Below are 24,651 nucleotides of genomic sequence, written 5' to 3' on the forward strand. Positions count from 1 at the left end.
ATTTCTGCCGGCCTCAGCTTCAGCGACTGCCAGTGTTCAGGTATCAGTTGCTGATACGCATGTTGTCAGAAAGGCTCATCTGTTAAGGGTCAGATTCCAGTCACTTGCGCAAGTGGTGGTCTTTAATGGTCGGAAAATCAGGCGGCATCGAACGGTAGGCGGTTTCGCCAGGACACAGGCAGCCAGAGATAATATCACCGTGGTTAATCATCAGGTCAGCGCCCTGAGCGGCAATATCCTTTAGCATTGCATCCAGCGAGACTATATTGTTGTGAATATCAGAAATAACGGCCAGCCTCGTCATTAATTCCTCTTCGGTTATCATTTTGGCGTGAGCCGGTAGTCACCGGTTTCAGGTGCGGAGTCAATCCCCGGCTGGCCGTTTGCTACGGGGGAGATTATCCACTCTGCACTGCTGATAACAGTGCTACCCAACGGAATCCCCGTTAGTGAGCCGCGGGAATCTACCGGCCGATAAATGATTCGCCGCGCGATCTCCGAAGGAGATTAGTGTAAATAAATTGTTGCGTTCGGCCCCATGGCATGGACAATAGTTAGCCATAACTTGTATTTATACCAATAAAATCAACAGATTTATAAAAGATATGGGATGGTTAATGGACAGTAATACTAAAGGATTTACTTCCTACTGGCGGAATACTTTAGCGGATGCAGATTCCTGTAAAGGGGGATTCAGGTCTGGTGACGCAGATAAATTCAGCCAGTGGCGGGATGCCGAAAGCGGACGACTCACAGAGGATATTGTCCGTGATTACTTTGCCGGTGAAGATACTGATGTCATGACGGTTGAGGTGATGCTCAGGCCACAGGCGTGGATGCTGCAACGACAGCATGGTAAAAAGCCAGCGGCCGGGGCTCCGGATGTGGTCACGCCACTGGTGCTTTCCGCCCGGTTAAATCGTGAGGGTTTTTTAATCCCTGCCGCAGATGCCTCCATCCCTCGTGATCTGCTGGAACCCCTGCCGCAGGGCGTGTTCTCGGTTGGCGAGATGGCGCAGTATGATAAGTACCAGACCACCCATAGTTCTGACTATTCTGCAGACGAAGGACAAACCCCGCCGGAAACCGAAACAGAACAGCAGCAGTTACAAAGACATGCCGGCTATCAGCGGCAGTGGCAGGCATATCTTCAACAGTCAGAACAACTGCTGGCACATGTGGCCGGAAAATGGCTGGATGCACATGAACATTATGAGCAGGCCGAATACGGCTATGTAATCAAGGAAAGCCAGGCGGCGGGGGCAGGTTTTCATATCCTTGGTCTGTATGATCATCTGCTGAAATCTAAAAAAGAGGTTCCGTTATTGTCGCGCTTTGCCGCCACGGAACCCTCTCCGTCTGAACCGTTGCTGGGTGACAATGCTCAGTTTGCCCGGCGGCTGGGACACTCCGGCGATAAGTTTCCTCTGGCGATGGCCCAGCGGGATGCGCTCAGCCATTATCTGACCCAACAAACCGGCGATATTCTTGCGGTGAACGGCCCGCCGGGAACCGGCAAAACAACACTGGTTCTGTCGATTATCGCGACTGAATGGGCCAATGCGGCGCTTAATAAATCCGAACCACCGATAGTGATTGCCACCTCAACCAATAATCAGGCCGTCACTAATATTATTGAAGCCTTTGGTAAAGACTTTGGGACCGGCAATGGCGCGATGGCAGGACGCTGGCTGCCCGGTTTGCAGAGCTATGGCGCTTATTTCCCCTCTTCACGGGGTAAGGCCGAAGCAGCAAAAAAATACCAGACCGAAGACTTCTTCAACTCTGTGGAATCTAAGGTTTATACCGAAACCGCTCAGGCTTACTATCTGCAAAAAGCCCGCGCCGCTTTCCCGCAGGAGAAATGTGAGTCCGCCGGACAGGTCACTGAGTTGCTACACCAGCAGTTAACCGCTTTGTCTGAACGGTTACAGTCTGTCGGCCAGCAATGGCAGCTTCTGCAACAAGCCCGCCAGCAGTTAATGGCGGTCAGTGAAAATCCTCAACACTATATTGCTGATAAACAGCAGCTGTTACTCCAGAGTAGCCGTGAAACCGAACAGTTCATCCTCAGCCGTAGAAAATGGCAGGAATACCGGGCCAGTGAATCGATGATTTTTACGCTGTTCGGCTGGCTTCCTTCCATTCGTACCCGCCGTGGTTACCAGATTAAACTGTTACTGGATGAAATTCTCGGGGATCGGATGGCGGGTTTTCAGGGCAAATTACCGGAAGGTGTCGATGCCTATATTGATTCCCTGATTGTTCAAAGCCAGAACCATCAGCAGCAGTATCAGCAGCAGATTGATCATGCAAAGCAGGCTATCGCAGAGGAACAGGCGGCCGTCCGGAACTGGCAGGAGATTTGCCAGACACTGGGGCATACCGGTGATCAGGAACTGAACCTCGCGCAGGCAGATGAACTTGCTGATTTAAAGATTCGTTTCCCTGCCTTTCTGCTGGCGACCCACTACTGGGAAGGGCGCTGGCTGCAGGATATGGCCGACATTGACAATCCTGCCAAAGAGAAAACCCGTACCGGGGCAAAAAGTGTCCAGGCCCGTTGGCAGCGCAGAATGAAACTCACGCCCTGTGTGGTGATGACCTGCTATATGCTGCCTAATCATATGAAAACCAGCGAATTTGCCGGACAGGGGCTGCCGTTTGATAAAAGCTATTTTTATAACCTGGCCGATTTACTGATTGTCGATGAAGCCGGCCAGGTTCTGCCGGAAGTCGCGGCGGCATCTTTTGCGCTGGCAAAAAAAGCGCTGATAATAGGCGACACGGAACAAATCGCCCCAATCTGGAGCAGCACCCCGGCCATTGATATAGGCAATATGCTGGAAGCGGGTATCCTGCAGGGCGACACTCAGGAACATCTGGCTGAAGCCTACCGGCGGGCAGGTGATTCGGGGAAAAGTTCGGCTTCCGGCAGTGTGATGAAAATAGCCCAGTTTGCTTCCCGCTATCACTACGATCAGGACCTGGCCCGGGGCATGTATCTGTATGAACACCGCCGTTGTTTCGACAATATTATCGGTTACTGTAATGAACTGAGTTATCACGGTAAGTTACAGCCTAAACGGGGCACGCAAAAAGAGACATTGTTCCCGGCGATGGGGTATTTACACATTGACGGCCTGTGTCAGCAGGCGACCAGTGGCAGCCGATATAACAGCTTTGAAGCTGAGATTATTGCGGCCTGGCTTTCTGAAAATCAGCAGGGTATTGAAGACTACTACGGCAAGCCAATACATAGTCTGGTCGGCGTAGTGACCCCGTTTGCGGCACAGGTCACAGCAATAAAATCTGCTCTGGCTGCCCGGGGTATCACCGTTGACGGGGGGGAAAGCTCGCTGACTGTCGGTACGGTGCATTCTCTGCAGGGGGCTGAGCGGGCCATTGTGTTGTTCTCGCCGGTGTATTCCAAGCATGACGATGGTGGTTTTATCGACAGCAGCAACAGCATGCTGAACGTTGCTGTCTCTCGCGCCAAAGACAGCTTCCTGGTGTTTGGTGATATGGACCTGTTTGAGATTCAGCCGCCATCCTCGCCGCGTGGATTACTGGCAAAATACCTGTTTGCAGTAGCCGGTAACGCCCTGGTCTTCGAATTCCCCGAGCGTCAGGACTTAATCGATGATCACACGCCAGTCACCACCTTGCATGGGGTAGAACAACATGATGAATTCCTTCATGACTCGTTCGCCGGTGTGACTCGCAGCATCCTGATTGTCTCTCCGTGGTTGCGCTGGAGAAGGCTGGAGCAGACCGGTTTTCTGGAATCGATGATCCGGGCCATCGCACGGGGAGTCTCTGTCACCGTGGTGACAGATGAAAGTTTTAATACTGAAGACGATGACGAAGTAAAATATCGCGAGAAACAGCAAAGGTTGACTGAGGCGTTGAACCGGCTGAATGAACAGGGAATAGTGACCCGGCTGGTGGACCGTGTGCACAGTAAAATTGTGGTGGGTGACGATGCCATGCTGTGTATAGGCTCATTTAACTGGTTCAGTGCGGCGCGGGAGGATAAATACCAGCGCTATGATACCTCGATGGTCTACCGGGGCGAAGGCGCGAAAGGGGAAATCAAAACCATTCACGCCAGCCTCGCCCAACGTCTGAAATAATCACACCTTTGTTTAATATGCCCGGAATACCGGGCATATTTTCGGTATTCACCGGTTAACAGAGGGTATCTCCGGAATTGCTGCCGTCTGTAACTTTTTGCCCTCTGCCCCCCGACTTTCTCCCGCGTAAATTTGTATAAATGCACAACATGGTCTCAACTATAAGCTGGAGCATTAAGCGGTTCAGCGAGTGAGGTATCTATGGCGTCATATCATCTGACGGCCAGACTGGCACAGGATATTGTGGTACGTACCATGCAGATCATTGATTGCAATATCAATGTTATGGATTCCGCCGGGCGGATTATCGGCAGCGGTGACCCAGAACGGGTAGGGGAAATGCACGAAGGGGCGTTGCTGGTGCTGTCACAGGGACGGATTGTCGATATTGATGAGGCGGTGGCTGGGCGTTTGCACGGGGTTAAGCCGGGGGTGAATTTCCCGCTGCGGGTCGATAAGGAAATTGTCGGGGTGATCGGGCTCACCGGTAATCCCGCGCAATTACGCCAGTACGGTGAACTGGTGCAGATGGCGGCAGAGATGATGCTGGAGCAGTCACGGCTGTTGCATATGTTAGCCCGCGACAGCCGCCTGCGCGAAGAGCTGGTACTGAACCTGATCCGTTCCGATGAACTGCCCTCCGTGTTGGTGGAGTGGGCACAGAGACTGGGCATAGACCTGAACCTGCCGCGGGTCGCGGCGGTGGTCGAGGTCGACAGCGGCCAGTTGGGTGTCGGCAGTGCAATGGAGGAGTTGCAGCAGTTACAGACGCTGCTGATGACCCCGGAGCAAAATAACCTGATAGCGATAGTGTCGCTGACCGAAATTGTGGTACTCAGGCCGGCACTGAACAGCCATGGTCGGTGGGACGCCGAAGAGCAACGCAGGCGTATCGAAAGTCTGGTGGCGCGTATCGGGAAGAACAGCCAACTGCGGGTGCGTTTTTCACTGGGTAACTATTTTACCGGTTCGGGCGGCCTGGCCCGTTCGTACCGGACCGCCCGTGCGACCATGAATGTTGGTAAGCAGCGCATGCCGTCACAGCGTTGTTACTGTTACCAGGACCTGATTTTGCCGGTACTGCTCGATAGTCTGCGGGGCGGCTGGCAGGCCAAAGAACTGGCTATCCCGCTTAACCAGCTGAAAGTCTCGGATAATAACGGGCTACTGCGCCGGACGCTGGACTGCTGGTTCAGTTGTAATGTCCAGGCGGGGGCCACGGCAAAAGCACTGTTTATCCACCGTAATACGCTGGAGTATCGGCTTAATCGTATCTCTGAACTGACAGGGCTCGATTTAGGTAAGTTCGATGACCGTCTGTTGTTGTATGTCGCACTTCAGCTGGACAGCGAAAAATAACCCGCCGTCAGGCCGGTATTCACCGGTATTCGTGGAAACATAACTCTGGCAATAACTGCGAAGAGGAGTGCGGCCGATATTTGTGACGTGAGTCGAATTCTGGCGAAAAATCTGATTTTTTTAAGATAATCGCGGGCTACATCACCGTCGGTCAGGAAATGTGATCGACCAGACAGGGGGTTGTAGAATCCCACAAAAATTACTGCAAATTAGGATTAATTTCTGTGCCGATTAATAATTACACTCTGCAATGTCAGAGCCATAATTAATTTATCACCGCTAACCAGAGCTCACCAGCATTCGTGCCTGTCATTTAGCGAAATACCATCGAGCCGATAAATGGTTGCAATAAGTATCGAAAGAGGGCGTTATGGTTGATATCAAATTAAAATATGATCACGGCTACCAGACGGGTGAAATTCCGGATCATAACTTTAACGGCACGATCGTCGTTGATAACTCAGAGTTTCTGCAATTCAGTTACCAGACCAGTGAGCAACAACTGGTTGAAAACTCACTGGATAACCCGATTGACTCCCCCACGCTGGAGCGGTTAGCGACCGGTAAAAAAGATATTGTCATTATCAGTTCCGATCATACCCGACCGGTACCTTCTGCCATCATTATGCCCATCATTTTACGGCGTATTCGCAGTGTGAGCCCTGATGCGCAAATTACCATCCTGATTGCTACCGGTACCCATCGCGCCTCTACCGAACAGGAACTGATTGCCAAGTATGGGCAGGAAATTTTTGATAACGAGAAAATCATTATCCATGATTCCCGCGATGACAGCAGCCTGACGGATATCGGGGTTTTACCTTCCGGTGCCCGTTGTGTCATCAATAAACTGGCAGCCGAATGTGATCTGTTGGTGGCAGAAGGTTTTATTGAACCACACTTTTTTGCCGGATTCTCCGGAGGGCGCAAGGCGGTATTTCCGGGCGTTGCCGGTTATACCTCGGTCGTCGGTAACCATAACGGCCTGTTTATCGATTCACTGAAAGCCCGTACCGGTAACCTGACGGGCAACCCGATTCATCAGGATATGGTCTATGCCGCAAAACTGTCGGCATTGCAGTTCATTGTGAATGTCGTGCTGGATCACGATAAAAGAATTATAGGTTGTTTCTCCGGTGATTCGGTGACTGCCCATGAGCAAGGCTGCCAGTTTGTGCGTAAAACCATGAGCGCCAGTAAACTGGAAAGCGATATTACGATTACCTGTAATGGGGGTTATCCGCTGGACCAGAATATTTATCAGGCTGTGAAAGGGATGACGGCGGCGGAAGCCACCACCAAACCTGGCGGAGTGATTATCATGGTGGCCGGAGCGCGTGACGGTCATGGCGGTAGTGGATTTTTTAATACGTTTAAGGATGCCAAAGATGTCCGGGATATTATCGATGAAGCGAAGAAAACGCCGGCCGATAAAACTATTCCCGACCAATGGCAGTCACAAATTCTGGCCAGGGTAATGTCACGTTTCCATGTTATTTTTGTCACCGATTTAATTTCGCCACAAATTATACTGGATATGAAACTGGATCACAGTCCGTCTTTGCAGGAAGCCATTAATAAAGCATTCTCACTCCAGGGCGAGAATGCCAAAGTGACGGTAATACCGGACGGTGTATCTGTCATTATTGAGTAACGGCACTAAGACCCTTTAATAAATACTGGAAAGTCTTACCTATGCACCGGATATTACTCCGGTGCTAACCCCTACATAATAACAGGTGCCCCGATGAAGATATTAAGAGCTGTTGAACGTATACCTGGCGGGTTAATGGTCGTTCCCCTGATTCTGGGAATGCTCACTAATACTTTTTTCCCGGAAGTGTTAAATGTAGGGTTATTTACTACTGCCTTATTTAAAACCGGTGGTTACACTATATTATCACTGTTTATTTTCTTCGCGGGTTCACAGATTAAAATAAAAGAAGCCAAAATGCCGATGGCAAAAGGCTTTTCTTTAACTCTGATTAAACTGTTCTTTGGTTCAATTGTTGGGTTGTTGACCGCTTATTTCTATGGGCATGTCGGTATCCTGGGCCTGACTCCGCTGGCGATGGTGGCTGCCATGAGTAATGCCAATGCCGGTGTTTATGCGGCCCTGGCTGACGCTTACGGCGACGAAAGTGACCGCGGGGCGGTGTCTGTGGTATCGCTGAACGAAGGTCCATTCTTTACTATGCTGACCTTCGGGATTACCGGCATTTCGGTTATTCCTGCCACCTACTTCGTAGCTATTTTGATTCCGCTGGTGCTGGGATTCATTCTCGGTAACCTGGACCCTGAACTGCGTGCCTTTTTCCGTCCGGGCCAGAAGCTGACCATCCCGTTCTTCTCGTTCCCGATTGGCGCGGGTATGCATGTCGAAAATATCTTTGAAGCCGGGATCTCAGGTATTTTGCTGGGAGTACTCACTATGCTGGTGACCGGAATACTCGGCTATTTCATTATGAACTGGATCTTTGCCCGCAAAGGTAAAAGTTTGCCGGTGCTGTCCGGGGCCTTTATCGGAACCACTGCCGGTAATGCGGTAGCGACCCCTGCGGCGATGGCTCTTATCGATCCCAGTTGGGCTCCCTATGAAAAAATTGCAACGGCTCAGGTCGCGACCTCGGTAATTATTACGGCGCTGTGTATGCCGATGATTGTCGCCTGGCTAAGCAGACGTCGTAAAAAACAGCTGGCACAACTGACGGCCGACAACCAACCGTTATAAAGAGTACCTTCCGGCCGGCAAAACATCGCCGCCGGTCCGGACATCGTCAACACCAGGGATTCACCAATACACGCTGACACGGCAACGACTAAAGTCAGAGCCTATACTAATACTAATCTTCGTGGCTGACGGGCGCAGGCCTGATACCAGGCAGGCAGCCGCAGAACACAGAATGATACTGGCGTACCAGTGGGTAAACTGCGGTACGCCATTTATGGCGGCAGCGAGCCTGACGCAGATTTTCCGGTATCGCGGGTCATTTTTGGCTAAGCGTTGCTGCTCAGGAAGCATGCCGGCAGGTCCGCATTTTGTCGCCTTCAGAACTATAATGGCCAGTAATGGCGATCAGAATCAGTATCAATGTTCGGGAGGGAGCTGAGATGCATGTACATATGGACTTTATTGGTGGCATGGCAGGAGATATGTTCTGTGCCGCAATGCTGGATGCCTTTCCCGAACTGACGGAACCTTTGCAGCAGCAACTGTCGGGCTTAGCGTTTTTCGAAAGCTACCAGATAACGACCCGGCCGGCGACACAGAAGGACATCTGTGGCAAGCGCTTCCTGGTGATGAAAAAAAATGCAGTTTTTGATGACAAAAACCACATTATTTTTACCCCGCAGACTACCTCATCGTCGTCACTGAGCCGGCATGCTACTGCCACTGATCATCACCACTACTCGTTTGCGGATATTGACCGGCGGATACAGCAGGTCAGTGATCCACAAATCCGTCAGGGAGTCTCGGAGATTTACCGGCGGTTAATCCAGGCCGAAAGTGAAGTGCATGGTATTCCGGTCGATCAGATACACCTGCATGAAGTCGGGGCTGATGATGCGCTTATCGATATTATCAGTGCTGTTTTTCTGGTGTTGCGTAGTGGGGCTCGTAGCTGGTCTTTCTCGCCTTTGCCGTGGGGGAATGGCACCGTCCATTGTGCTCATGGTGATTTGCCGGTACCGGCACCCGCCACGGTGAAATTATTGAAGACCTTTCGCTGGAGCCATGACGACGAAACCGGGGAACGGGTCACTCCGACCGGAGCGGCCATACTCTCCTGGCTGGCGGAGCACCAGTCGGTCCGGCCCGTCGGCGGTTTATACCGGGATGGTTACGGATGCGGCAAACGTCAGTTTACCCGGCTGGCCAATATTCTGCGGATCTGTGTGTTTACGACTGATCAACCTGCCCCTCAGGATGAGTTGCAGGATCAGGTCATGATCGTCCAGTTTGATATCGATGATATGAGCGGAGAAGCGCTGGCGATAGCACAGCAGAAGCTGAGGGAGATCCCTGAGGTGATCGAACTGTCTGCCAGTTGTCTGACCGGTAAGAAACAACGCATGCTGTTCCGGACTGAACTGCTGTGTGTGCCGGAGAAACTGCAGCATATCTGCCAGCAAATCTTGCTGCTGACCACGACGCTGGGGGTTCGTTACTGGCTCAGTTCCCGTTTTAAACTGCCGCGTCAGGCCAGCGAAGTGGAATACCAGCACCAGCAATGGCCGGTAAAAATTGCCACACGGCCCGACGGCAGTTTCACCGCCAAACTGGAAGCCGATGCCTGGCAGCAGGTGCTACACAATTACGCCGCGTCAGCGGAGCTAAAATATCATGTAGAAATGCTGGCCGTTAACCGTAAAAGCAACAGAGGTACCGACTGATGAACACAGAGGTAGTCACAGCAAACACTGAGTCAGTCACCGGAAAAATCACCCGGCTGACTGAGTGGTTCAGGGCGCACCAGCCTTGTACCATTGCCACAAGTGGCGGTATTGACAGTATGTTACTGGCCTTTGTTGCCAGTCAGATTGATGGCGGGGAATTTATGGTGGTCCATTCGACGTCTGCGGCGGTTCCTTCCGCCGATGCGCAACGGGTGGCGGACTATGCCCGTCGCTACCACTGGAACCTGAAGATTATTACCAGCAACGAGATCGAGAATTCAGACTATAAAGCGAACCCGGTCAATCGTTGTTATTACTGCAAAAGCAGCCTGTTCGAAAAAATGACCGGTCTGGATGCCGGACACCTGGTGACCGGCACCAACCTTGACGATCTGGGTGATTATCGCCCGGGGCTGATTGCCGCCCGTGAGAATAATGTGTTGCAGCCTTATGTTGAGCTGGAGATCGATAAACGGATGATCCGCCAGATCGCCAGCCATTTCGGGCTTGATGATCTTAAAGATCTGCCGGCCTCTCCCTGCCTGGCCAGCCGCATCGAGACCGGTATTGCCATCAAGCCGCAGGATTTGCAGGTAGTGGATAATGTCGAAACCTTTATCAAACAGCAACTGAATACGGATGTGGTCCGTTTCCGTATTCGCCATCAGCAGCACGAGATCCAGCTGTCGCCGGCGGTTTGCCAGAAACTCGATGAGCAGAAAAAATTGGCCCTGATTGATGGTGTGACAAGGTTGCTGACCCCGGCACTCGGCCTGTTGCCGGTAACCGTCACCAGTTACAAACAAGGCAGTGCCTTTGTCGGCGTCAAAAATGTTGGGGGTTAAGGGATGATTAAGTCTGACATTGTGATGGATTTTGAACGCTATCAGCGCTGTGGTATCGAAGAGGCCGTGTTCTGCGAATCGAAAACTGCCGCCCAGATTAGTGCAGTGGCAGAGCAGGCACTGCAGCGGCAACGCCGGTTACTGTTAACCCGTCTGTCGTCCGATAAATTAGCGCAGTTACCGCTGGAATTGCAGTCACAACTTAGCTATGACCCACTGGCCGCCTGTGCGGTGCTTGGAGAACAGGTAACACCTACCGGGGAGGCCTGTATCGCGGTGCTTTCCGGCGGGGCTTCAGATGCCAGACTGTGCCATGAAATCCAGATAACCCTTAACTATCACGGCATCAGCTGCGATATGTATCAGGATGTCGGGGTGGCGGCGCTCTGGCGACTGCAACGTATCCTGCCGGAGTTACAGCGCTATGACATCATTATCGCGGTGGCAGGAATGGAAGCGGCTCTGCCGACCGTGCTGGCCGGACTCATTGACGCCCCGATTATCGCGGTGCCAGCCCCTGTGGGATACGGCGTGGCTGCCGGTGGTCAGGTGGCGTTATCTTCCTGTCTGGCCAGTTGCAGTGGCGCCATCATGACCATGAATATCGACAATGGCTATGGTGCCGCCTGCGCGGCCATCAAAATCTACCATAAGATTTATAAAGCAGAACGCCGGCAAAATGATCGTTAAGAAGTTGGGCTGACAGGGGGGAATGTGGCGGGGTCAGAGGGAATGATTTCGGGATGATGCCACTTAACTATAGTGAATTCCGGCGATCAGTTACCTGGCCGGAGAGACGTTTTTCATCATCTTATTGATTATCTGTTGCGGCCAAAATATAAAAGCCACCCGCAGGTGGCCATATCTCACTCAATATTATTGATAACAGTGAGTAACTATTTATTCTTAGCAAAGATTGTCGCGCTAATTATACTGTTTGACCCATTTCCAATAGAACCGGCGGTGTTAATCACATAATAATCAGCACCAGCGGCATCGGCTTTACGGGAAATGTCATTCTCATGGATATCTTCCATATTTTGTATCACATTTATATTTCCCAGGTTTTTCAGGCCGGATGACTCATTCTTACTGATTTCTGTGGCGGCAAACGAGGTGGAGCTGATAGTAAATAACGCGACTGCTATTGCTGCGAACCGTACAGGTTTCATTTTTTTAATACCACTGTTTTTAAATTTAATTGTCTGCATCATCTGCGAAACGGATCTTAGTCCTCTGCCATAACGGGGACAACGAGTTTTTTACGTGGAAATTAACATTTATGGCTATTCTCTGTATCCGCTAATGAGTGTCGTAAATGCAAATACTGGCGGTAATCCGGGAATTTTAACCAGATGCATCGAAAAGCGTTCCCTGTCATTAATCACTGGCACTCTATTATTTTCCCCCCTGATAAATAACCATTAATTCCATGGCTGTGTATCACTTTCTGTCAGTCATTTAATAAAATTTCACCGGAATAACATCACAGTGCAGTGGCCCGATGTGGCGACAAGGCAGAGAAGCGACAAATCCGGGGTTTACGCGGGTCGAAGCATGATGAACACTGGTGTAGAGCGCAGGTAAAATCCCCTGGGTTATCCAATATTCCGAACGCCGGTAACCCCCGGGCGAGATTTTAAAATGGCTTTTAAAGGCCCGCGAAAATGACTGTGGGGAGTCAAAACAATATTTTTCCGCAATATTAATAATACTATGACTGGTTAATCTTAAATCGATCGCTACCCGGGATAAACGGCGTTGTCGTACATAATTCCCGAGAGTCATACTGGTCGTTTCCTTAAAAACCCGTTGTAAATGCCATTTAGAATAGCCGGATTTTTCTGCAATATCGTCGAGCTGCAGGTTATCTTCAAGATGAGATTCAACCCATACCACAAGATCACGAATGATGTTACTATTCACTGACTCCTCCATCAGAGAAAATGAGCTGTGAGCACCAGGAAATCACCCATAAATAGTCATTTCAGTGCAATATTTTAATTATTTCACCTGACAGGCGGTGACCTTAAAATAAAGGCGAGGCCGGAGAGGGGAATTATCGGTCAGACAGTAAAGCCAGAGGGAGGAGATGAGGATATTAACCAGGTAAATCTGCAGATAAATACTGAAGACAGGGCTGTTTTATTATTATTTTGGGGAAGAATAAGCAATGCATTAGTGGGCAGTGTATTGATTTTAACCGCAAGCCAACAAGCAATTTTAATAAACAACTTCATTTTTCAAACGCATCATTTCGATGTTAAAAACAAACTATATACCCAACAGAATACTCTGACCTTGCCTTTTTTGTAACTTAATTGCGTTCAAAGATGTACAAATGTAACAAAAAGGTGTGAAGTCTTCAGCATTTTCACATATCTGGTTTTTTTGTTGATTCGCCGGAGTAACTTAAGTTAATGATTTACATTGATAATTAACAGGATGATTCCGGGAGGGGAGTGGTTATCTGCCCTGGAGGCTTCACATCTCATAACCCACGGTTTTTTTAGGGAGGCCGGATCGGCTGTTAGCAATAAGCTACTGCTGATTACGCTGACCGCTGGCCATAAAACAGAAGGGCAGCTCATCCCCTGCCTGACTCCCGTCATTCATCCACTGGCTTACCGTGGCTCAGGAAAATACTCCATATCCAACGGGCTGCGCGTCAGAGGGTATGGCGCTTTTTATTGTTCTGAACCTCGTCTCTGCGACAGTGCTCCGCGCGTCGGCAGCAGAACCGCTAAATATGTCATTATGTTACAGAGTTTGTGTAATTCCCCACAGGGTGAGTGAGATCTTCGTCACAGGAGGATCTGTTTCAGTTAAATTGTCCATATCCACGGATGCTTAGTCTCTAACCCCCCGCGATATCTGCTTTGTAAGCTGGCCCAATAGATGCTGAATAAGCGGGGCTTAACGATGTCTCAGGTAAACCATGTGGTAGGTTTTGATGCTGACCACCAGTCAAAAGTCAGAAAAATGAATCTGTTCGTCTCGGTGTCTGCGGCACTGGCCGGGTTGCTGTTCGGACTGGATATCGGGGTGATTTCCGGCGCATTACCCTTTATTACCGAACACTTTCAGCTTTCCAGTCATCTGCAGGAGTGGGTGGTCAGCAGTATGATGCTGGGGGCGGCATTGGGGGCGTTGTGCAACGGCTGGGTTTCACATCGTCTGGGGCGCAAATACAGCCTGATGGCGGGGGCCGTGCTGTTTATCATTGGATCTCTCGGCTCCGCTTTTGCCAGCGGAGTGGATATGTTGCTGACTTTCAGGGTGTTACTGGGCCTGGCCGTGGGCATCGCGTCTTACAGCGCCCCCCTGTATCTCTCAGAAATGGCCACTGAACAGGTACGCGGCAAGATGATTAGCCTGTATCAGCTAATGATCACCTTTGGGATTGTAGTGGCATTTCTGTCAGATACGGTATTCAGCTACAGCGGCAACTGGCGTGCCATGCTGGGGGTTCTGGCCATTCCTGCGGTGGTATTATTGTTTATGGTGATCTTTTTGCCTAACAGCCCGCGCTGGCTGGCAGCCAAAGGGCTGCATGTAGAAGCGGAAGAAGTGTTACGGATGTTGCGTGACACCTCTGAAAAAGCCCGTCAGGAGCTGAACGAAATCAGGGAAAGCCTGCGGATGAAACAGAGTGGTTTTGCCCTGTTCAGGAGTAACCGGAATGTCCGGCGGGTGGTGTTTCTGGGGATGTTGTTGCAGGGTATGCAGCAGTTTACCGGGATGAATATCATCATGTATTACGCACCGCAGATTTTCAAAATGGCCGGATTCCAGAGCACCCAGCAGCAGATGATTGCCACCGTGGTGGTCGGGCTGACCTTTATGTTTGCCACTTTTATTGCCGTGTTTACTGTGGATAAGGCCGGCAGAAAACCTATCCTCAAAATTGGCTTTAGTGTGATGGCATTTGCCACCCTGGTACTGGGTTATTGCCTGATGAAAGCCGGGGAAGGGCAGGTAAGCTCCGGATTGTCATGGGTCTCTGTCGGTATGACCATGCTGTGTATTGGTGGTTACGCGATGAGTGCTGCCCCGGTGGTGTGGATCCTCTGTTCCGAGATTCAGCCGCTGAAATGTCGCGACTTCGGAATCACCTGTTCTACCACCACTAACTGGGTGGCGAACATGATTATCGGAGCGACCTTCCTCTCTTTACTGGGTTCGATAGGGGCTGCCGGGACCTTCTGGCTGTACACCGGTTTTAATCTGCTGTTTATCGTGATCACCTTCCTGTTGGTGCCGGAAACCAAAGGCATTACGCTGGAACATATCGAAAGAAACCTGATGGCTGGGAAAAAATTGCGCGATCTGGGGCAGTAATCGCCTTATGCGGGACGTTTTATGGCGTTGCAGAGTTAGTGCAACGCCATAAACAATCGCTCTAACGCTGACCGGTAAAATGTAAAATCTGCAGGGCCTGAGTCTTAAAGGGGACCACATTAAACAGCGCTCCCGACGGCGTTAGCCAAATCGGCAACACGGCCAGCAATACCCCGCTCAGTAACAGGATGGCCACCAGGCTGAGCCACCAGCGATGGCGTACCCCGCCTTTTGCCCGACTCCACAGTGACCATTCTCGGCCAAGGCGCCGTCTGGCCCAAAATCGGCGCCAGCCATAGCCCAGTGCGGGAATCATCAAACCCGCTGCCGCCACAAATACTCCACAATAGCGCCCTAACACTTCCAGAGAGATCAGAATATGTTGCTGACTGTCCCAGCGGGTAAAAGGGGTCAGGTAGCTTCTGCCGGTTTCCAGATCAGGAAACCAGGCATGATTCCATGCGGTAAACAACGGCATCAACAGCCAACTGAACAGGCTGCCGAAAATAATCCATTTGATCACTGACCAGTTCTGAATCGCCCGGCTCAGCGAACGGAGGCTGGTGAGTGACTCTTCGATGTAAGGTTCTGATAAACTCCGGCTCAGTTTCTCACTCAGCAATTTCCCGCTCAGACCTTTAGCGTTACCCTGCAACATCTGTTGATGGGATTCTGATTCCATAAATGTCCGGAGCGTCTTGCGGCTGAAACCGGCGATAAACGGGTTCAGCAGTCGGCTATTTTTGCTGACACGGACCAGATCATCCAGGTCGCCTTTCAGCATTCGCTCAACCACATGGCCGGAATCAAGAATTTGTGGCTGACTCCCATAGATTATCCAGTGGATGACCTGATCAGCACTGTGTAGTTGCGGCAGCGGGCTGTCCAGCCGCGCAAACGGAACAGTCGCATCGAACAAAAATTTTACCTGACGATGTTCTTCATCGATGTCGTTGGAGAGCAGCGTAATATTCCCCACCTGCTCAAGATCCGGCAGGCCGGTTTTGTATAAGCCGTCTTTAATATACTGCGGAACATCCCCGGTAAAGTAGACCAGCTGATAGTCAGGAACAGCGACGGTCTGCAGGCGGGTGATTTCACTGAGCACACCGGTACCGTTGCAGGGGGAGCAGCTCTGATGGCCTGAACCGCCACACTGACGGCAACTGATTTTTCCACTGCCATAGCAGGATGAGCAGGAGACATAGACGTTTTCGTAACGGTTTTGTTTGGTGTAATGGTCGTAATGTGTCCGCTGTTCTGTAACCTGACCACTGCCGCCGCAGCCGTGACAGCTATTCTTACCGGAACCGGAACAGCCGGAACAACTCACCCTGCCACGGCCGTGGCAGTGACGACAATCTTCGGTATGGCACAGTTGTCGTGGATGGGAATAGATGACCGTGGGTTTGCGTAACTCCCCATAATGTTGTGAGAGTACCAGCGCCCTGGCTTCACGTAACGTTTCTGTCCGTGACCACACGGCACTGCTCTCAGCTTTCAGGGCCTGTGAATAGTCACCGGCATGGGTGAAAACCCGGTGGTTGTCACTGGCAGAAATGTACCCTGGCTGGGTGGTGCGTTGTTCCTGCAGGCGAAATCCCAGCTGCAGATGGATCCGGAAGGCAAAATTTACAAACTCTTTGACGGTCAGTTCGATTTTCTCCGGAACCAACCGGGTAGAATTTTCAGTAAAGTCCTGTATTACTTTTTTCCCGACCGTAAGCCAGGCTTCTTGTTCCATGATCATGTCCCGTTTTCACTGAAAAGTTATCGGTAGCCAGTCGTTGTATCAGTCGCTTCAGCCGGAGGGGGAATCAGTGACCCCTGTCCGGTGAAGGAAAACGTATTGTTACCGGATAGTTTTCTGACTATATAGTTAACTATTTCTTTACAATACTGTCCGGGGCCGGATCAGGCAATTATTTATCACTCTGAATTTACAGACGAATTATGGATAAGTTTTGTACGGTGGGCTGTTAACTCAGTAAGTCAGTTTCTGAGTTAGCGGATGGGTGTGGCTGGCCTGTCGAAAACACCGGTTGTTACAAACCCCGCCGTTTCGGTGAGGGATTATGTAACAACGCTCTGATACCCTGGGGAAAACTACATAACAGGAGCATTAATGATAACGGTATTTGTTTTGCTGAAAACGACCACGGCCTGGCTGCGGTTGCCACGCAAAGAAAGAAACCGGATTGCCGACAGGGTACTGGCAGAGGTGCTGAGTGACGGGAAAGTGACCCTCAGAATGTTCGACGCGGAGGCATTTACTGCACGTTGTACCGATGTTGCGATGTTTCAGGCGGAGGATATGCAGTCGTTTTACTACGCAATTGAAAGGCTGCGTGATTCAGAGTTGATTACCACGCCATACTTTGAAATTGCCGAAATTATCCCGACCATTGAAGATGGCTTTAAAGCGTTTGAAAAGCAGACTCACTGATATCCCCCTCGAACCAGACAGCCATTCCTGCACCAGCAAAGGCCGCCCGTGGCGGCCTTTTGCACGGTTCAGAGATTCAACTATTTAGTCAGTTCGGCAGTCATATGCACCTGGTTACCGTCCCGTGCTTCGGTGATGCTGTAGCCGGTACCTGCGGCTTTAGCCTGAGCGGCAATTTTCGCTTCGGCACCGTCCAGTGTTGAGGCGGTCGCGGTTACCGTCTGGGCAAAAGCACCGGCAGAGATGACAGATAACAGCGCAACAGCAGCAATATTTTTGATGGTTTTCATAAGTATTTCCTCAGCGTAAATTGGTTGGAGTGGGACGTTCTGTCCCGATGAAAGTAATGCTACGCCCGGAAACACTCAGTGAACAGCTAAGCTTATTGTTGTATCGGTTCAAAAAAACTGAATTAGTTAAATAGAGGGGAGGCCAGCAACCGAAGAACGGAAATCATCCCGTCATTCCGGCCGGAAACTCAGCCATCCCGATTCACTATTTGCCGGTCAGAGACGTTGTAAACACCACTGGCAGATTTCTAACAATTCGGGCATAGGTCCCTCATCGGGCTCATACAAATGGCTGCCCGCCGCAATGGCAAGGAGGTAGGTATCTGCAGCCGCAGAGAAATCTTCACGTTCCATAAAGACCGAGGCCAGTTCCTGGTATAGCTCGCACAGATGTTTCTGTTGCTTATCGTAAGGCGGTAGCTGTCGAATCATACTGATCGACAGATTAATTTGTTGTTCGGTTTCTTTGCTGCTGGCGATATTCAGCGATGCCTTTAACTGGGCAATTCGCATAATAATAATGGCTTCAATAACCGGATTGCCGGGAGGTATCTGCGCCATCAGCCTGGCTTTTTCAAACAGTTCCAGCGCCTGACCAGAATTTCCCGATTTTTCGAGTACGCTGGCCTTGTTGGCCAATGCTCCCGCCATAAATTCCGGATTCATCAGCCCCAGCCCATGATCGATAGCTTTATCAATGGCTAAACCGGCCTGCGGCCCGTGACCAAGATCGGTTTGCAGTACCGACAACGTGTTGTAGAACGCCGCTTTACTGCTGTCTGAAGTCTCCGGTGAATCAACTAAGGGTCTGATAGCTTCAGCCCAGTCACTGGCAGCGGTTGTCGCACCGGCCTGCCGTAGCCAGGTAAAGATATTCAGTGCGGTGACCGTATCTTCATCCGGCAGGTCAGCCGGCAGTGGCTCCCAGCTGAATGGCTGAAGTAATTTACCGCTCAGCGGATTGACCTGATAGACCCCGGAGGCCTGCCAGACCCGGTGTAACAGACCGGCATCGGTGCGATACAGACTGATGACATTTCGGGCGACTGACAGCTCCCTGACCACAGCATCAGGTTCGTCAAGGGCCAGCCACTGCCAGCTACGTTCTGCCAGGGCATAATCATTCTGATTATCGTCAATAAATTGGCTGATCAACGCTTCACGGCAGCGTTCTGTTACCGGACTGTGCTGCATTGCCTCTTCAAAACTGCTGTGCAGTAACCGCAGGCGTCCTTCACTGTTAATACAATAAGGGGCCAGCCGCGCCAGCAACGGTAATAACTCCTGATCGGCGACCCGGATTTCCGGATATTCAGCCAGTGCTCCGGCGAGTTCTGAATGGGTCAGCCCGCGTCTTGAGCAGGCAATGCAACAGGCAGTGCGGGTGGCCAGTTGCGGCAGTGCATAATCGTGATCTGCGGCCTGTAACACGCGTAAAAACAGTGCCCCCGGGGTCTGACTGGTAAGGAGATCGTCCAGTAACGAGGGCAGGGCTTCATGACGGGCATGCAGGCATAATTCTTCCAGAATCAGATGAAGAAATAATGGGTTACGGCAGGCATCGGCGGTGATCAGACGCTGCGTCAGCGGGTCTGAGAGTGTTTTGCTGACGCCGGAAAGACGTGCGCTGCACAAGGCTCTGCGTTGGTCTTCTGTCAGTGCCGGTAATTCCGAAAGTTGCCAGCGGGAAGCTTCCGGTTCTTGATTAAGCTGACTTATCAGCGCTGAGGCTTCCGGTGTCCCGCTGACCACCAGTAACACCCTGCGTGGCCAGGTTCGTTGATAAAGGCGCCTGAGGCTATTTTCGGCAGGCATTAACTGATTTACCGCATCCAGTAGCAGTACCAGCGTGACAGTCTGTTGACTGATAAAACGGGCAAGGCGTTGATCAAGCTGCTCCCACGCCAGAGCGTCATCCGGCGAGAGTTCATCGTTATCTCCGGCAAATGCCAGAAAATGAAATAGCCGGTGACGGAAGTTCTCCAGGCTCTGGTCTCCGTCAGCCCCGGTGTAGTGGCTGAATACGCGAAAATTCTGGTCTTTATTCAGAATATCTTCAATCGATTCATTTTTAAAAACGTCTTCATCTGGCCACTCATAGGGTTTGTTGCGGCTGAGTAAATCAGTTTCCAGATCGGCCATAAAGGCGCTTTTTCCCATACCGGAAGTGGCGGTGATCAGTATGGGGGCTGGTTCGATATACCCTGCTGTCCGGTTGAGTTGGCGAATCAACTGCTGACGAAAATCTTCCAATGGAATATAGCCACGTCGCCTGACCATGGCATACAGGTTATGTTCCCGTGTTTTTTGTTGCCAGCTATCCGGTACCGACTCCGCCGGGTAAAGTGTATCAATCGCCTCGCGCAGATAGTGGCTGACCGATTCCCCAAAGGCTTCAACCGAGGCGTAGTGGTCAATCGCAATCACCCCGGAAAAATCACGACGCAGGCGTTGTTTCAGCGATTGCTGCTTTTGCGCCGACACGGTGTCCGGTGTGCCGTCTGCTAACCTGTCAAACCAGCCATTTTTATCCTGAGCCTGCTGCTGTAGTTTAACGGTCAGTGCCGGGTCACGCAGATACATTTGCACCCGGGGTAAGCCATGTTCAGCAGAGGTCAGGCTGAACTCCCGGGGAGGTTCAAGGAAGGCAAAGCGGATTTCCAGCTCGGTAACGCTAATTCCCGCCGTCAGAGCCTGACGGATAATGTCTGCATACTGTTGGTCCGGCGAATTTTGCCAGTATTCCGATAAATCGTTGGGCTGCGGAACCCAGCCGTACCGTTCCCCGAGAAAACCGATAAAAAAGGGGGGAATGCCCAATTGCCTGCAACGTTCTATCTCTTCCAGACAAATCTGTACCGTCCGGCCATTTTTCGCGGCCTGCTCGGTAATTCCCCACCGCAGGTCAATCTCACTGAAAGTGACCATGCGCTCATAACACAACCGACGGATCTCCGGGAAAACCCGTGTCACCAGGTAATCCCTTTCTGCATCCATATCGCGGAAGGTGGAGGAAAGAAACACTCTGATTTCACGAGGAATTCTGGTATTCATGGGGATCTCCATACAGAACGGTCAGCCGCCGATAAGTTCGACGTCACGGCTGGTTTCACGCGCCACCCAACGGGCATTTTCCTGTAACGTTTCGCAGCCTAAAGCGTAAAGCGTTTCGCGGATATCTTCCTCGTCAGGGACATAATGTTGGGTGGTATCGGACATGCGCTTTTCTGCCGCCGCGAAGAGTGCCGCAGATCGCTGGTAGTCGGTAATATCGTCCTCGAATCCGAGGAATTTCGCGTAACCGGCACACAATGCGGCACTGGCAATCAGGAATTCTGCCAGATGTTCTCCCCACATATTGAATGCATGCAGGTGAAGCTCATGGGCAAGAGATTCGTTACTGATGGCCGTCAGACTGGACAGCAGAACCAGCGCGGTCAGGCCTATGCCAGATCCAAATAATGTGCCCGCCATTTTTCTGAAACGCCGGAAACGCTGCTCTTTCTTTTCGGTGTTGGTTTCCAGGTAGTGCTGTTGTCCGGCCACCCATTCCTGTCTGATATCGGCTAAACCGGCGGTCAGTTGTTGTGGTGCCGGACGCGGATAAACACTGCTTCCCAGCAACGCACGGCGAACCCATGCCAGCCGTGGATGACTGCGCCGCAGATAGTGCAGGCTGACCGGGCGGGAAATGCCTGCCCTGCGCCAGACATTTTGTACCCGCAACCCTTCGGCCAGTGCCCGCATAGCCGTCGCTTCGGCCTTAGTCTCTGAACGGTGGGTGTTCCATAGGGAGATAGCAAGTAACAACAGCAGTAGCAGGCTGGCAAACAGTGAAATAATGACCCAACTCTCCGGATCACCGGGAACCCGGTTACCCGCCAGTGCCGTCAGGGCAGCCAGCAAAAATATCCGGCTGTAACGCTGACGAATGCCTGACATCTGCCGGTTAGCCAGCCGGTCGATGTGGTTAAACGCGGAAAGTGAGAAATGATCGCCACCGGCCGAAGGGTGATGCTGTTCCTGTTGCGCAATGGCGGCATTCAGTTGATTAAGCTTTTGCAGACTGTCATACCAGCTGTCACTGGCAGAGGCGGTTTTCTTTGTGCCGCCGCGGGTGGCTGGCAGAGGCGGATACCAGCTGACGGAAGGCGTTTGCTGTTCTCCTGCATAGCGGCCGTTTTTCCTGCGGACATGAATATGGCAGACCAGACCGGTATCCGGAATGTCCAGCAAGCCAGACTGCCCCAGGTAACGCTTAATCCCTGGTAACTGCTGATTCAGTGCGGCCATATCACGATCCTGGAGTCTGCCATAGCGGCGGAAACTCACGACCTGGGCGGTTCCTCCCAACCCACGGGCATCAGCACCATCCCACAAGGCAAACAAAATATGACAACGTTCAGCCAGATACATCCCGGCTTTGGCATATTGCAGATCCCGGTAGAGAGGCCCCCGGGGATTGCTGGTATCACTGATCATCGGCTCTGAACCCGGCACCACAGTATCGATGCAATAAACATCACCGGTTCTGAGGGCGTAGTCATACAGTTCACGGAATTCCGCTACGCTGCCTGACGGATTATCTTCAGAAATAAAATCCTTTTCATATTCCTGTTGGTTAAAGGGCAGCACAACATGCAGCGGAATGTGCAGTTGCATGGCTACCCGTGCAAACAGGCGATCTGCTCCTTCGGCCAGAGAAGAGAGTGCCAGCAACGGCGAATCAGGATAACGGGAACGGATGGCGTTAATTTCCTGTTCAAGCAATAGCAGCAACTGATCGCTATCCTGGACATCACGGTGCCCGGTCACGCCGATAGTAATGGGTAAAGCAGGGGAGTCGATTATCATGGTCAGCTATAGTGAAACATGTAGATATATTTGAATATACCTTCAAATATTTACCAGATAAACCATTAACAGTTTTTACCGTTACCCTTCAGGCAAAGGAATTTTCACTGCAATATCCGTGCTGATTGGCTGAGAGCAGAATTGTTACCCGCGGCCGGGAAAACGGTAACAAAGGAAAGTACGCGAAAGGGCAAAAGTGGATAAGCAAAAGCCGCCCGCAGGCGGCCTTTTGCACGGTTCAGAGATTCAATTATTTAGTCAGTTCGGCAGTCATATGTACCTGGTTACCGTCCCGTGCTTCGGTAATGCTGTAGCCGGCACCTGCGGCTTTAGCCTGAGCGGCAATTTTCGCTTCGGCACCGTCCAGCGTTGAGGCGGTCGCGGTCACCGTCTGAGCGAAAGCACCGGCAGAAATAACAGATAACAGCGCAACAGCAGCAATATTTTTGATGGTTTTCATAAGTATTTCCTCAGCGTAAATTGGGTGGAGTGGGACGTTCTGTCCCGATGAAAGTAATGCTACGCCCGGAAACGCTCAGTGAATAGCTAAGCTTATTGTTGTATCGATTCAAAAAAACTGAACAATAAAAAATCATGACAGTAGTTCTGATAAAGATCATTTGAATCAGAATATTACGAGCGAAAATCTGAAAAAGCTCCCCGGGGAGACTGTAGTGTTGTAGTGCGGTGGTTGGCTGTATATTCTCTGTGCAGGTTTAACATACACGGAGCGTATGACCATGACCGGAACAGGATTACCCGTCACCAGTTAATCCGTGACTATCATTTGTCTCATGTGTCGGCCAGGGTCGATCCCTACACGCTGAGAAAGATCAGCGGATTTAATCAGCCACAATCTATGTTTCATGGCACCCGTCCTCAGGGTGACCCGATGACCCGGCAGCAGTGTGCCGCAATTTTATTCGATGAATTCAGACATCTTTCAGCAGCCTTTGCCTGGTTCGGGCCTTATAAACATGTGATTAAAACAATGATCACACATATGCAGTACAGCAATGGTGCGGTATTTCGCAGTGGCAGTCTGAACAGGGAGTTAGAACAGCATATTCTTAATGACCGGTCAGAGAAAAACAGTACCCGATATATTTTAGCTACGTATTTTCGTGAGGTGATTGACTGGCAGAGCAAGTCGTTAAAAGAAAACGCCTGCCAAATTATTTCCGGAGAAATCAATAAGGGCCGTTTACCAAAATTTGACAGACTTCAGGACAATTTTAACGGCCTGGGGATTACGGTTCATGATACCTGGGCTACGGATATTTCAGTGACATCACTGTCGGTGACAGATCACTATTATCATGCCCGTATTCGCTACCGGGTTCAGGACCATTTTGGCCTGGATGATAATGATATTCTTAATAGTAAATTCTGCCAGTTTAATTTATTCAGGATCTGGTTTTTATTACAGCGCTCAGCAGATTTTTCCTTCCAACCGTTTATGACCAATATGGAAGCCACGATAGAAATCACAGGGGGACGTCGATGAAAATATACAAATATAAAATTCTCAGTGGGCTGCTTTTAGCATATACATTAGTTTCTGGTTTTATTATCTGGCTGTATGTGCATCCGGTGGAAATTATTGCCACCCATACCGAGGGTATTTTTAGTGATGTCTTGCTAAAAAATCCCCCACTGACTAATCGCGGAATGGTTCGCTGGTGGCAGGACAACCGGGAGCGGCTGAAACAACAGTATAATCTGCCGCAAACCGATGAAAACGGCAATTATGAAATGATTTTCTGGGATCTGGCCGGAGGATTAAAGCCGGAAAAAATTGACGACTCGATCTGTTTTCCGGAATTAAAGCCGCCAGCGAACTGTATTGATAAGAACAAAAGGCTGTGGGTCAGTAATAGCCAGAACCTGGGGCTGACGGTAGTCAATTCCTCCGGGTACTATCAGGTCAAAGAGGATGGCGGACTGGTCAGGCGGGAATACTAAAGTACCACTGAACAAAG

19 protein-coding genes are annotated in these 24,651 nt (G+C 50.8%); 11 read left to right on the plus strand and 8 right to left on the minus strand.

All coding sequences use genetic code 11. The features are described from left to right. Positions 1 to 100 precede the first annotated feature (100 nt). Positions 101 to 304, minus strand: coding sequence for a metallophosphoesterase family protein (locus HA49_RS20525; protein ID WP_169748760.1), 204 nt, complete (start codon positions 302 to 304; stop codon positions 101 to 103). A gap of 313 nt (positions 305 to 617) precedes the next feature. Between HA49_RS20525 and HA49_RS00425 the strand changes: the two genes are divergently transcribed. From HA49_RS00425 to larB, 7 genes are all read left to right on the plus strand, one after another. Further along, on the plus strand, positions 618 to 4,136 hold the full coding sequence (locus HA49_RS00425; protein WP_038017097.1) for an AAA domain-containing protein: 3,519 nt from the start codon (positions 618 to 620) through the stop codon (positions 4,134 to 4,136). A gap of 201 nt (positions 4,137 to 4,337) precedes the next feature. Continuing rightward, the gene (locus tag HA49_RS00430) at positions 4,338 to 5,495 is read left to right on the plus strand and encodes a CdaR family transcriptional regulator (RefSeq protein ID WP_038017099.1); all 1,158 of its coding nucleotides are present in this window, start codon (positions 4,338 to 4,340) and stop codon (positions 5,493 to 5,495) included. A 370-nt stretch (positions 5,496 to 5,865) separates the two neighbouring features. Continuing rightward, the gene (larA, locus tag HA49_RS00435) at positions 5,866 to 7,149 is read left to right on the plus strand and encodes a nickel-dependent lactate racemase (RefSeq protein ID WP_038017101.1); all 1,284 of its coding nucleotides are present in this window, start codon (positions 5,866 to 5,868) and stop codon (positions 7,147 to 7,149) included. A gap of 93 nt (positions 7,150 to 7,242) precedes the next feature. After that, positions 7,243 to 8,226, plus strand: a complete 984-nt coding sequence (locus tag HA49_RS00440) for a 2-keto-3-deoxygluconate permease (RefSeq protein ID WP_038017104.1) — start codon at positions 7,243 to 7,245, stop codon at positions 8,224 to 8,226. 380 nt (positions 8,227 to 8,606) lie between these two features. After that, positions 8,607 to 9,890: a nickel pincer cofactor biosynthesis protein LarC gene (gene larC / locus HA49_RS00445; RefSeq protein WP_038017107.1), complete on the plus strand. Its 1,284-nt coding sequence runs from the start codon at positions 8,607 to 8,609 to the stop codon at positions 9,888 to 9,890. Then, positions 9,890 to 10,738 carry an ATP-dependent sacrificial sulfur transferase LarE gene (gene larE / locus HA49_RS00450; protein WP_052752407.1) on the plus strand — a complete coding sequence of 283 codons (849 nt, stop codon included), beginning with the start codon at positions 9,890 to 9,892 and terminating at the stop codon, positions 10,736 to 10,738. Before larC ends, larE begins: the two co-directional genes overlap by 1 nt. A gap of 3 nt (positions 10,739 to 10,741) precedes the next feature. Beyond that, the gene (gene larB, locus HA49_RS00455; RefSeq protein ID WP_038017110.1) at positions 10,742 to 11,428 is read left to right on the plus strand and encodes a nickel pincer cofactor biosynthesis protein LarB; all 687 of its coding nucleotides are present in this window, start codon (positions 10,742 to 10,744) and stop codon (positions 11,426 to 11,428) included. Between the two features lie 206 nt (positions 11,429 to 11,634). Here larB and HA49_RS00460 read toward each other — a convergent pair whose 3' ends face one another. Together HA49_RS00460 and HA49_RS00465 are read right to left on the minus strand one after the other, a co-directional pair. Beyond that, a complete protein-coding gene (locus HA49_RS00460; protein ID WP_038017112.1) occupies positions 11,635 to 11,952 on the minus strand; it encodes a YdgH/BhsA/McbA-like domain containing protein in 318 nt (105 codons plus the stop codon). Positions 11,953 to 12,199: 247 nt separating this feature from the next. Continuing rightward, entirely contained in the window at positions 12,200 to 12,664 is a 465-nt protein-coding gene (locus tag HA49_RS00465; RefSeq protein ID WP_052752409.1) for a helix-turn-helix domain-containing protein, read from the minus strand. 996 nt (positions 12,665 to 13,660) lie between these two features. Here HA49_RS00465 and HA49_RS00475 point away from each other — a divergent pair. After that, a complete protein-coding gene (locus HA49_RS00475) occupies positions 13,661 to 15,079 on the plus strand; it encodes a sugar porter family MFS transporter (protein WP_038017116.1) in 1,419 nt (472 codons plus the stop codon). 61 nt (positions 15,080 to 15,140) lie between these two features. Here the strand turns inward: HA49_RS00475 and HA49_RS00480 are convergent, their stop codons facing one another. Beyond that, positions 15,141 to 16,823 (minus strand): DnaJ-like cysteine-rich domain-containing protein, encoded by a 1,683-nt coding sequence (locus HA49_RS00480; RefSeq protein ID WP_046791613.1) that lies wholly within the window; start codon positions 16,821 to 16,823, stop codon positions 15,141 to 15,143. A 381-nt stretch (positions 16,824 to 17,204) separates the two neighbouring features. Here HA49_RS00480 and HA49_RS00485 point away from each other — a divergent pair, with 381 nt between their 5' ends. After that, the gene (locus HA49_RS00485) at positions 17,205 to 17,525 is read left to right on the plus strand and encodes a darcynin family protein (RefSeq protein ID WP_038017118.1); all 321 of its coding nucleotides are present in this window, start codon (positions 17,205 to 17,207) and stop codon (positions 17,523 to 17,525) included. A gap of 80 nt (positions 17,526 to 17,605) precedes the next feature. Here HA49_RS00485 and HA49_RS00490 read toward each other — a convergent pair whose 3' ends face one another. The 4 genes from HA49_RS00490 to HA49_RS00505 form a co-directional block, all read right to left on the minus strand. Next, entirely contained in the window at positions 17,606 to 17,815 is a 210-nt protein-coding gene (locus tag HA49_RS00490) for a YdgH/BhsA/McbA-like domain containing protein (RefSeq protein ID WP_038017120.1), read from the minus strand. 216 nt (positions 17,816 to 18,031) lie between these two features. Further along, a complete protein-coding gene (locus HA49_RS00495; RefSeq protein WP_038017122.1) occupies positions 18,032 to 20,869 on the minus strand; it encodes a DUF4062 domain-containing protein in 2,838 nt (945 codons plus the stop codon). A 21-nt stretch (positions 20,870 to 20,890) separates the two neighbouring features. Next, positions 20,891 to 22,669 carry a hypothetical protein gene (locus HA49_RS00500; RefSeq protein WP_038017124.1) on the minus strand — a complete coding sequence of 593 codons (1,779 nt, stop codon included), beginning with the start codon at positions 22,667 to 22,669 and terminating at the stop codon, positions 20,891 to 20,893. Positions 22,670 to 22,919: 250 nt separating this feature from the next. Further along, positions 22,920 to 23,129, minus strand: coding sequence for a YdgH/BhsA/McbA-like domain containing protein (locus HA49_RS00505; RefSeq protein WP_038017126.1), 210 nt, complete (start codon positions 23,127 to 23,129; stop codon positions 22,920 to 22,922). A 222-nt stretch (positions 23,130 to 23,351) separates the two neighbouring features. Here HA49_RS00505 and HA49_RS00510 point away from each other — a divergent pair, with 222 nt between their 5' ends. Beyond that, entirely contained in the window at positions 23,352 to 24,176 is an 825-nt protein-coding gene (locus HA49_RS00510) for a YPO3983 family protein (RefSeq protein WP_245610131.1), read from the plus strand. Next, complete coding sequence (locus tag HA49_RS00515) at positions 24,173 to 24,634, plus strand: DUF943 family protein (RefSeq protein WP_038017128.1); 462 nt, start codon at positions 24,173 to 24,175, stop codon at positions 24,632 to 24,634. The genes HA49_RS00510 and HA49_RS00515 overlap by 4 nt, the downstream gene beginning before the upstream one ends. Positions 24,635 to 24,651: the final 17 nt, after the last annotated feature.

It is taken from the genome of Tatumella morbirosei, assembly GCF_000757425.2.
GTDB classification, from domain to species: domain Bacteria; phylum Pseudomonadota; class Gammaproteobacteria; order Enterobacterales; family Enterobacteriaceae; genus Tatumella; species Tatumella morbirosei.

What these genes read in the sequence shown, in the direction of transcription:
- larA (WP_038017101.1), top strand. Translation starts at nt 5,866, where the DNA reads ATGGTTGATATCAAATTAAAATATGATCACGGCTACCAGACGGGTGAA.
- HA49_RS00505 (WP_038017126.1), bottom strand. Translation starts at nt 23,129, where the DNA reads ATGAAAACCATCAAAAATATTGCTGCTGTTGCGCTGTTATCTGTTATT.
- HA49_RS00475 (WP_038017116.1), top strand. Translation starts at nt 13,661, where the DNA reads ATGTCTCAGGTAAACCATGTGGTAGGTTTTGATGCTGACCACCAGTCA.
- HA49_RS00500 (WP_038017124.1), bottom strand. Translation starts at nt 22,669, where the DNA reads ATGATAATCGACTCCCCTGCTTTACCCATTACTATCGGCGTGACCGGG.
- HA49_RS00460 (WP_038017112.1), bottom strand. Translation starts at nt 11,952, where the DNA reads ATGATGCAGACAATTAAATTTAAAAACAGTGGTATTAAAAAAATGAAA.
- larE (WP_052752407.1), top strand. Translation starts at nt 9,890, where the DNA reads ATGAACACAGAGGTAGTCACAGCAAACACTGAGTCAGTCACCGGAAAA.
- HA49_RS00490 (WP_038017120.1), bottom strand. Translation starts at nt 17,815, where the DNA reads ATGAAAACCATCAAAAATATTGCTGCTGTTGCGCTGTTATCTGTCATC.
- larC (WP_038017107.1), top strand. Translation starts at nt 8,607, where the DNA reads ATGCATGTACATATGGACTTTATTGGTGGCATGGCAGGAGATATGTTC.
- HA49_RS00430 (WP_038017099.1), top strand. Translation starts at nt 4,338, where the DNA reads ATGGCGTCATATCATCTGACGGCCAGACTGGCACAGGATATTGTGGTA.
- HA49_RS00515 (WP_038017128.1), top strand. Translation starts at nt 24,173, where the DNA reads ATGAAAATATACAAATATAAAATTCTCAGTGGGCTGCTTTTAGCATAT.
- HA49_RS00480 (WP_046791613.1), bottom strand. Translation starts at nt 16,823, where the DNA reads ATGGAACAAGAAGCCTGGCTTACGGTCGGGAAAAAAGTAATACAGGAC.
- larB (WP_038017110.1), top strand. Translation starts at nt 10,742, where the DNA reads ATGATTAAGTCTGACATTGTGATGGATTTTGAACGCTATCAGCGCTGT.
- HA49_RS00425 (WP_038017097.1), top strand. Translation starts at nt 618, where the DNA reads ATGGACAGTAATACTAAAGGATTTACTTCCTACTGGCGGAATACTTTA.
- HA49_RS00440 (WP_038017104.1), top strand. Translation starts at nt 7,243, where the DNA reads ATGAAGATATTAAGAGCTGTTGAACGTATACCTGGCGGGTTAATGGTC.
- HA49_RS20525 (WP_169748760.1), bottom strand. Translation starts at nt 304, where the DNA reads ATGACGAGGCTGGCCGTTATTTCTGATATTCACAACAATATAGTCTCG.
- HA49_RS00485 (WP_038017118.1), top strand. Translation starts at nt 17,205, where the DNA reads ATGATAACGGTATTTGTTTTGCTGAAAACGACCACGGCCTGGCTGCGG.
- HA49_RS00495 (WP_038017122.1), bottom strand. Translation starts at nt 20,869, where the DNA reads ATGAATACCAGAATTCCTCGTGAAATCAGAGTGTTTCTTTCCTCCACC.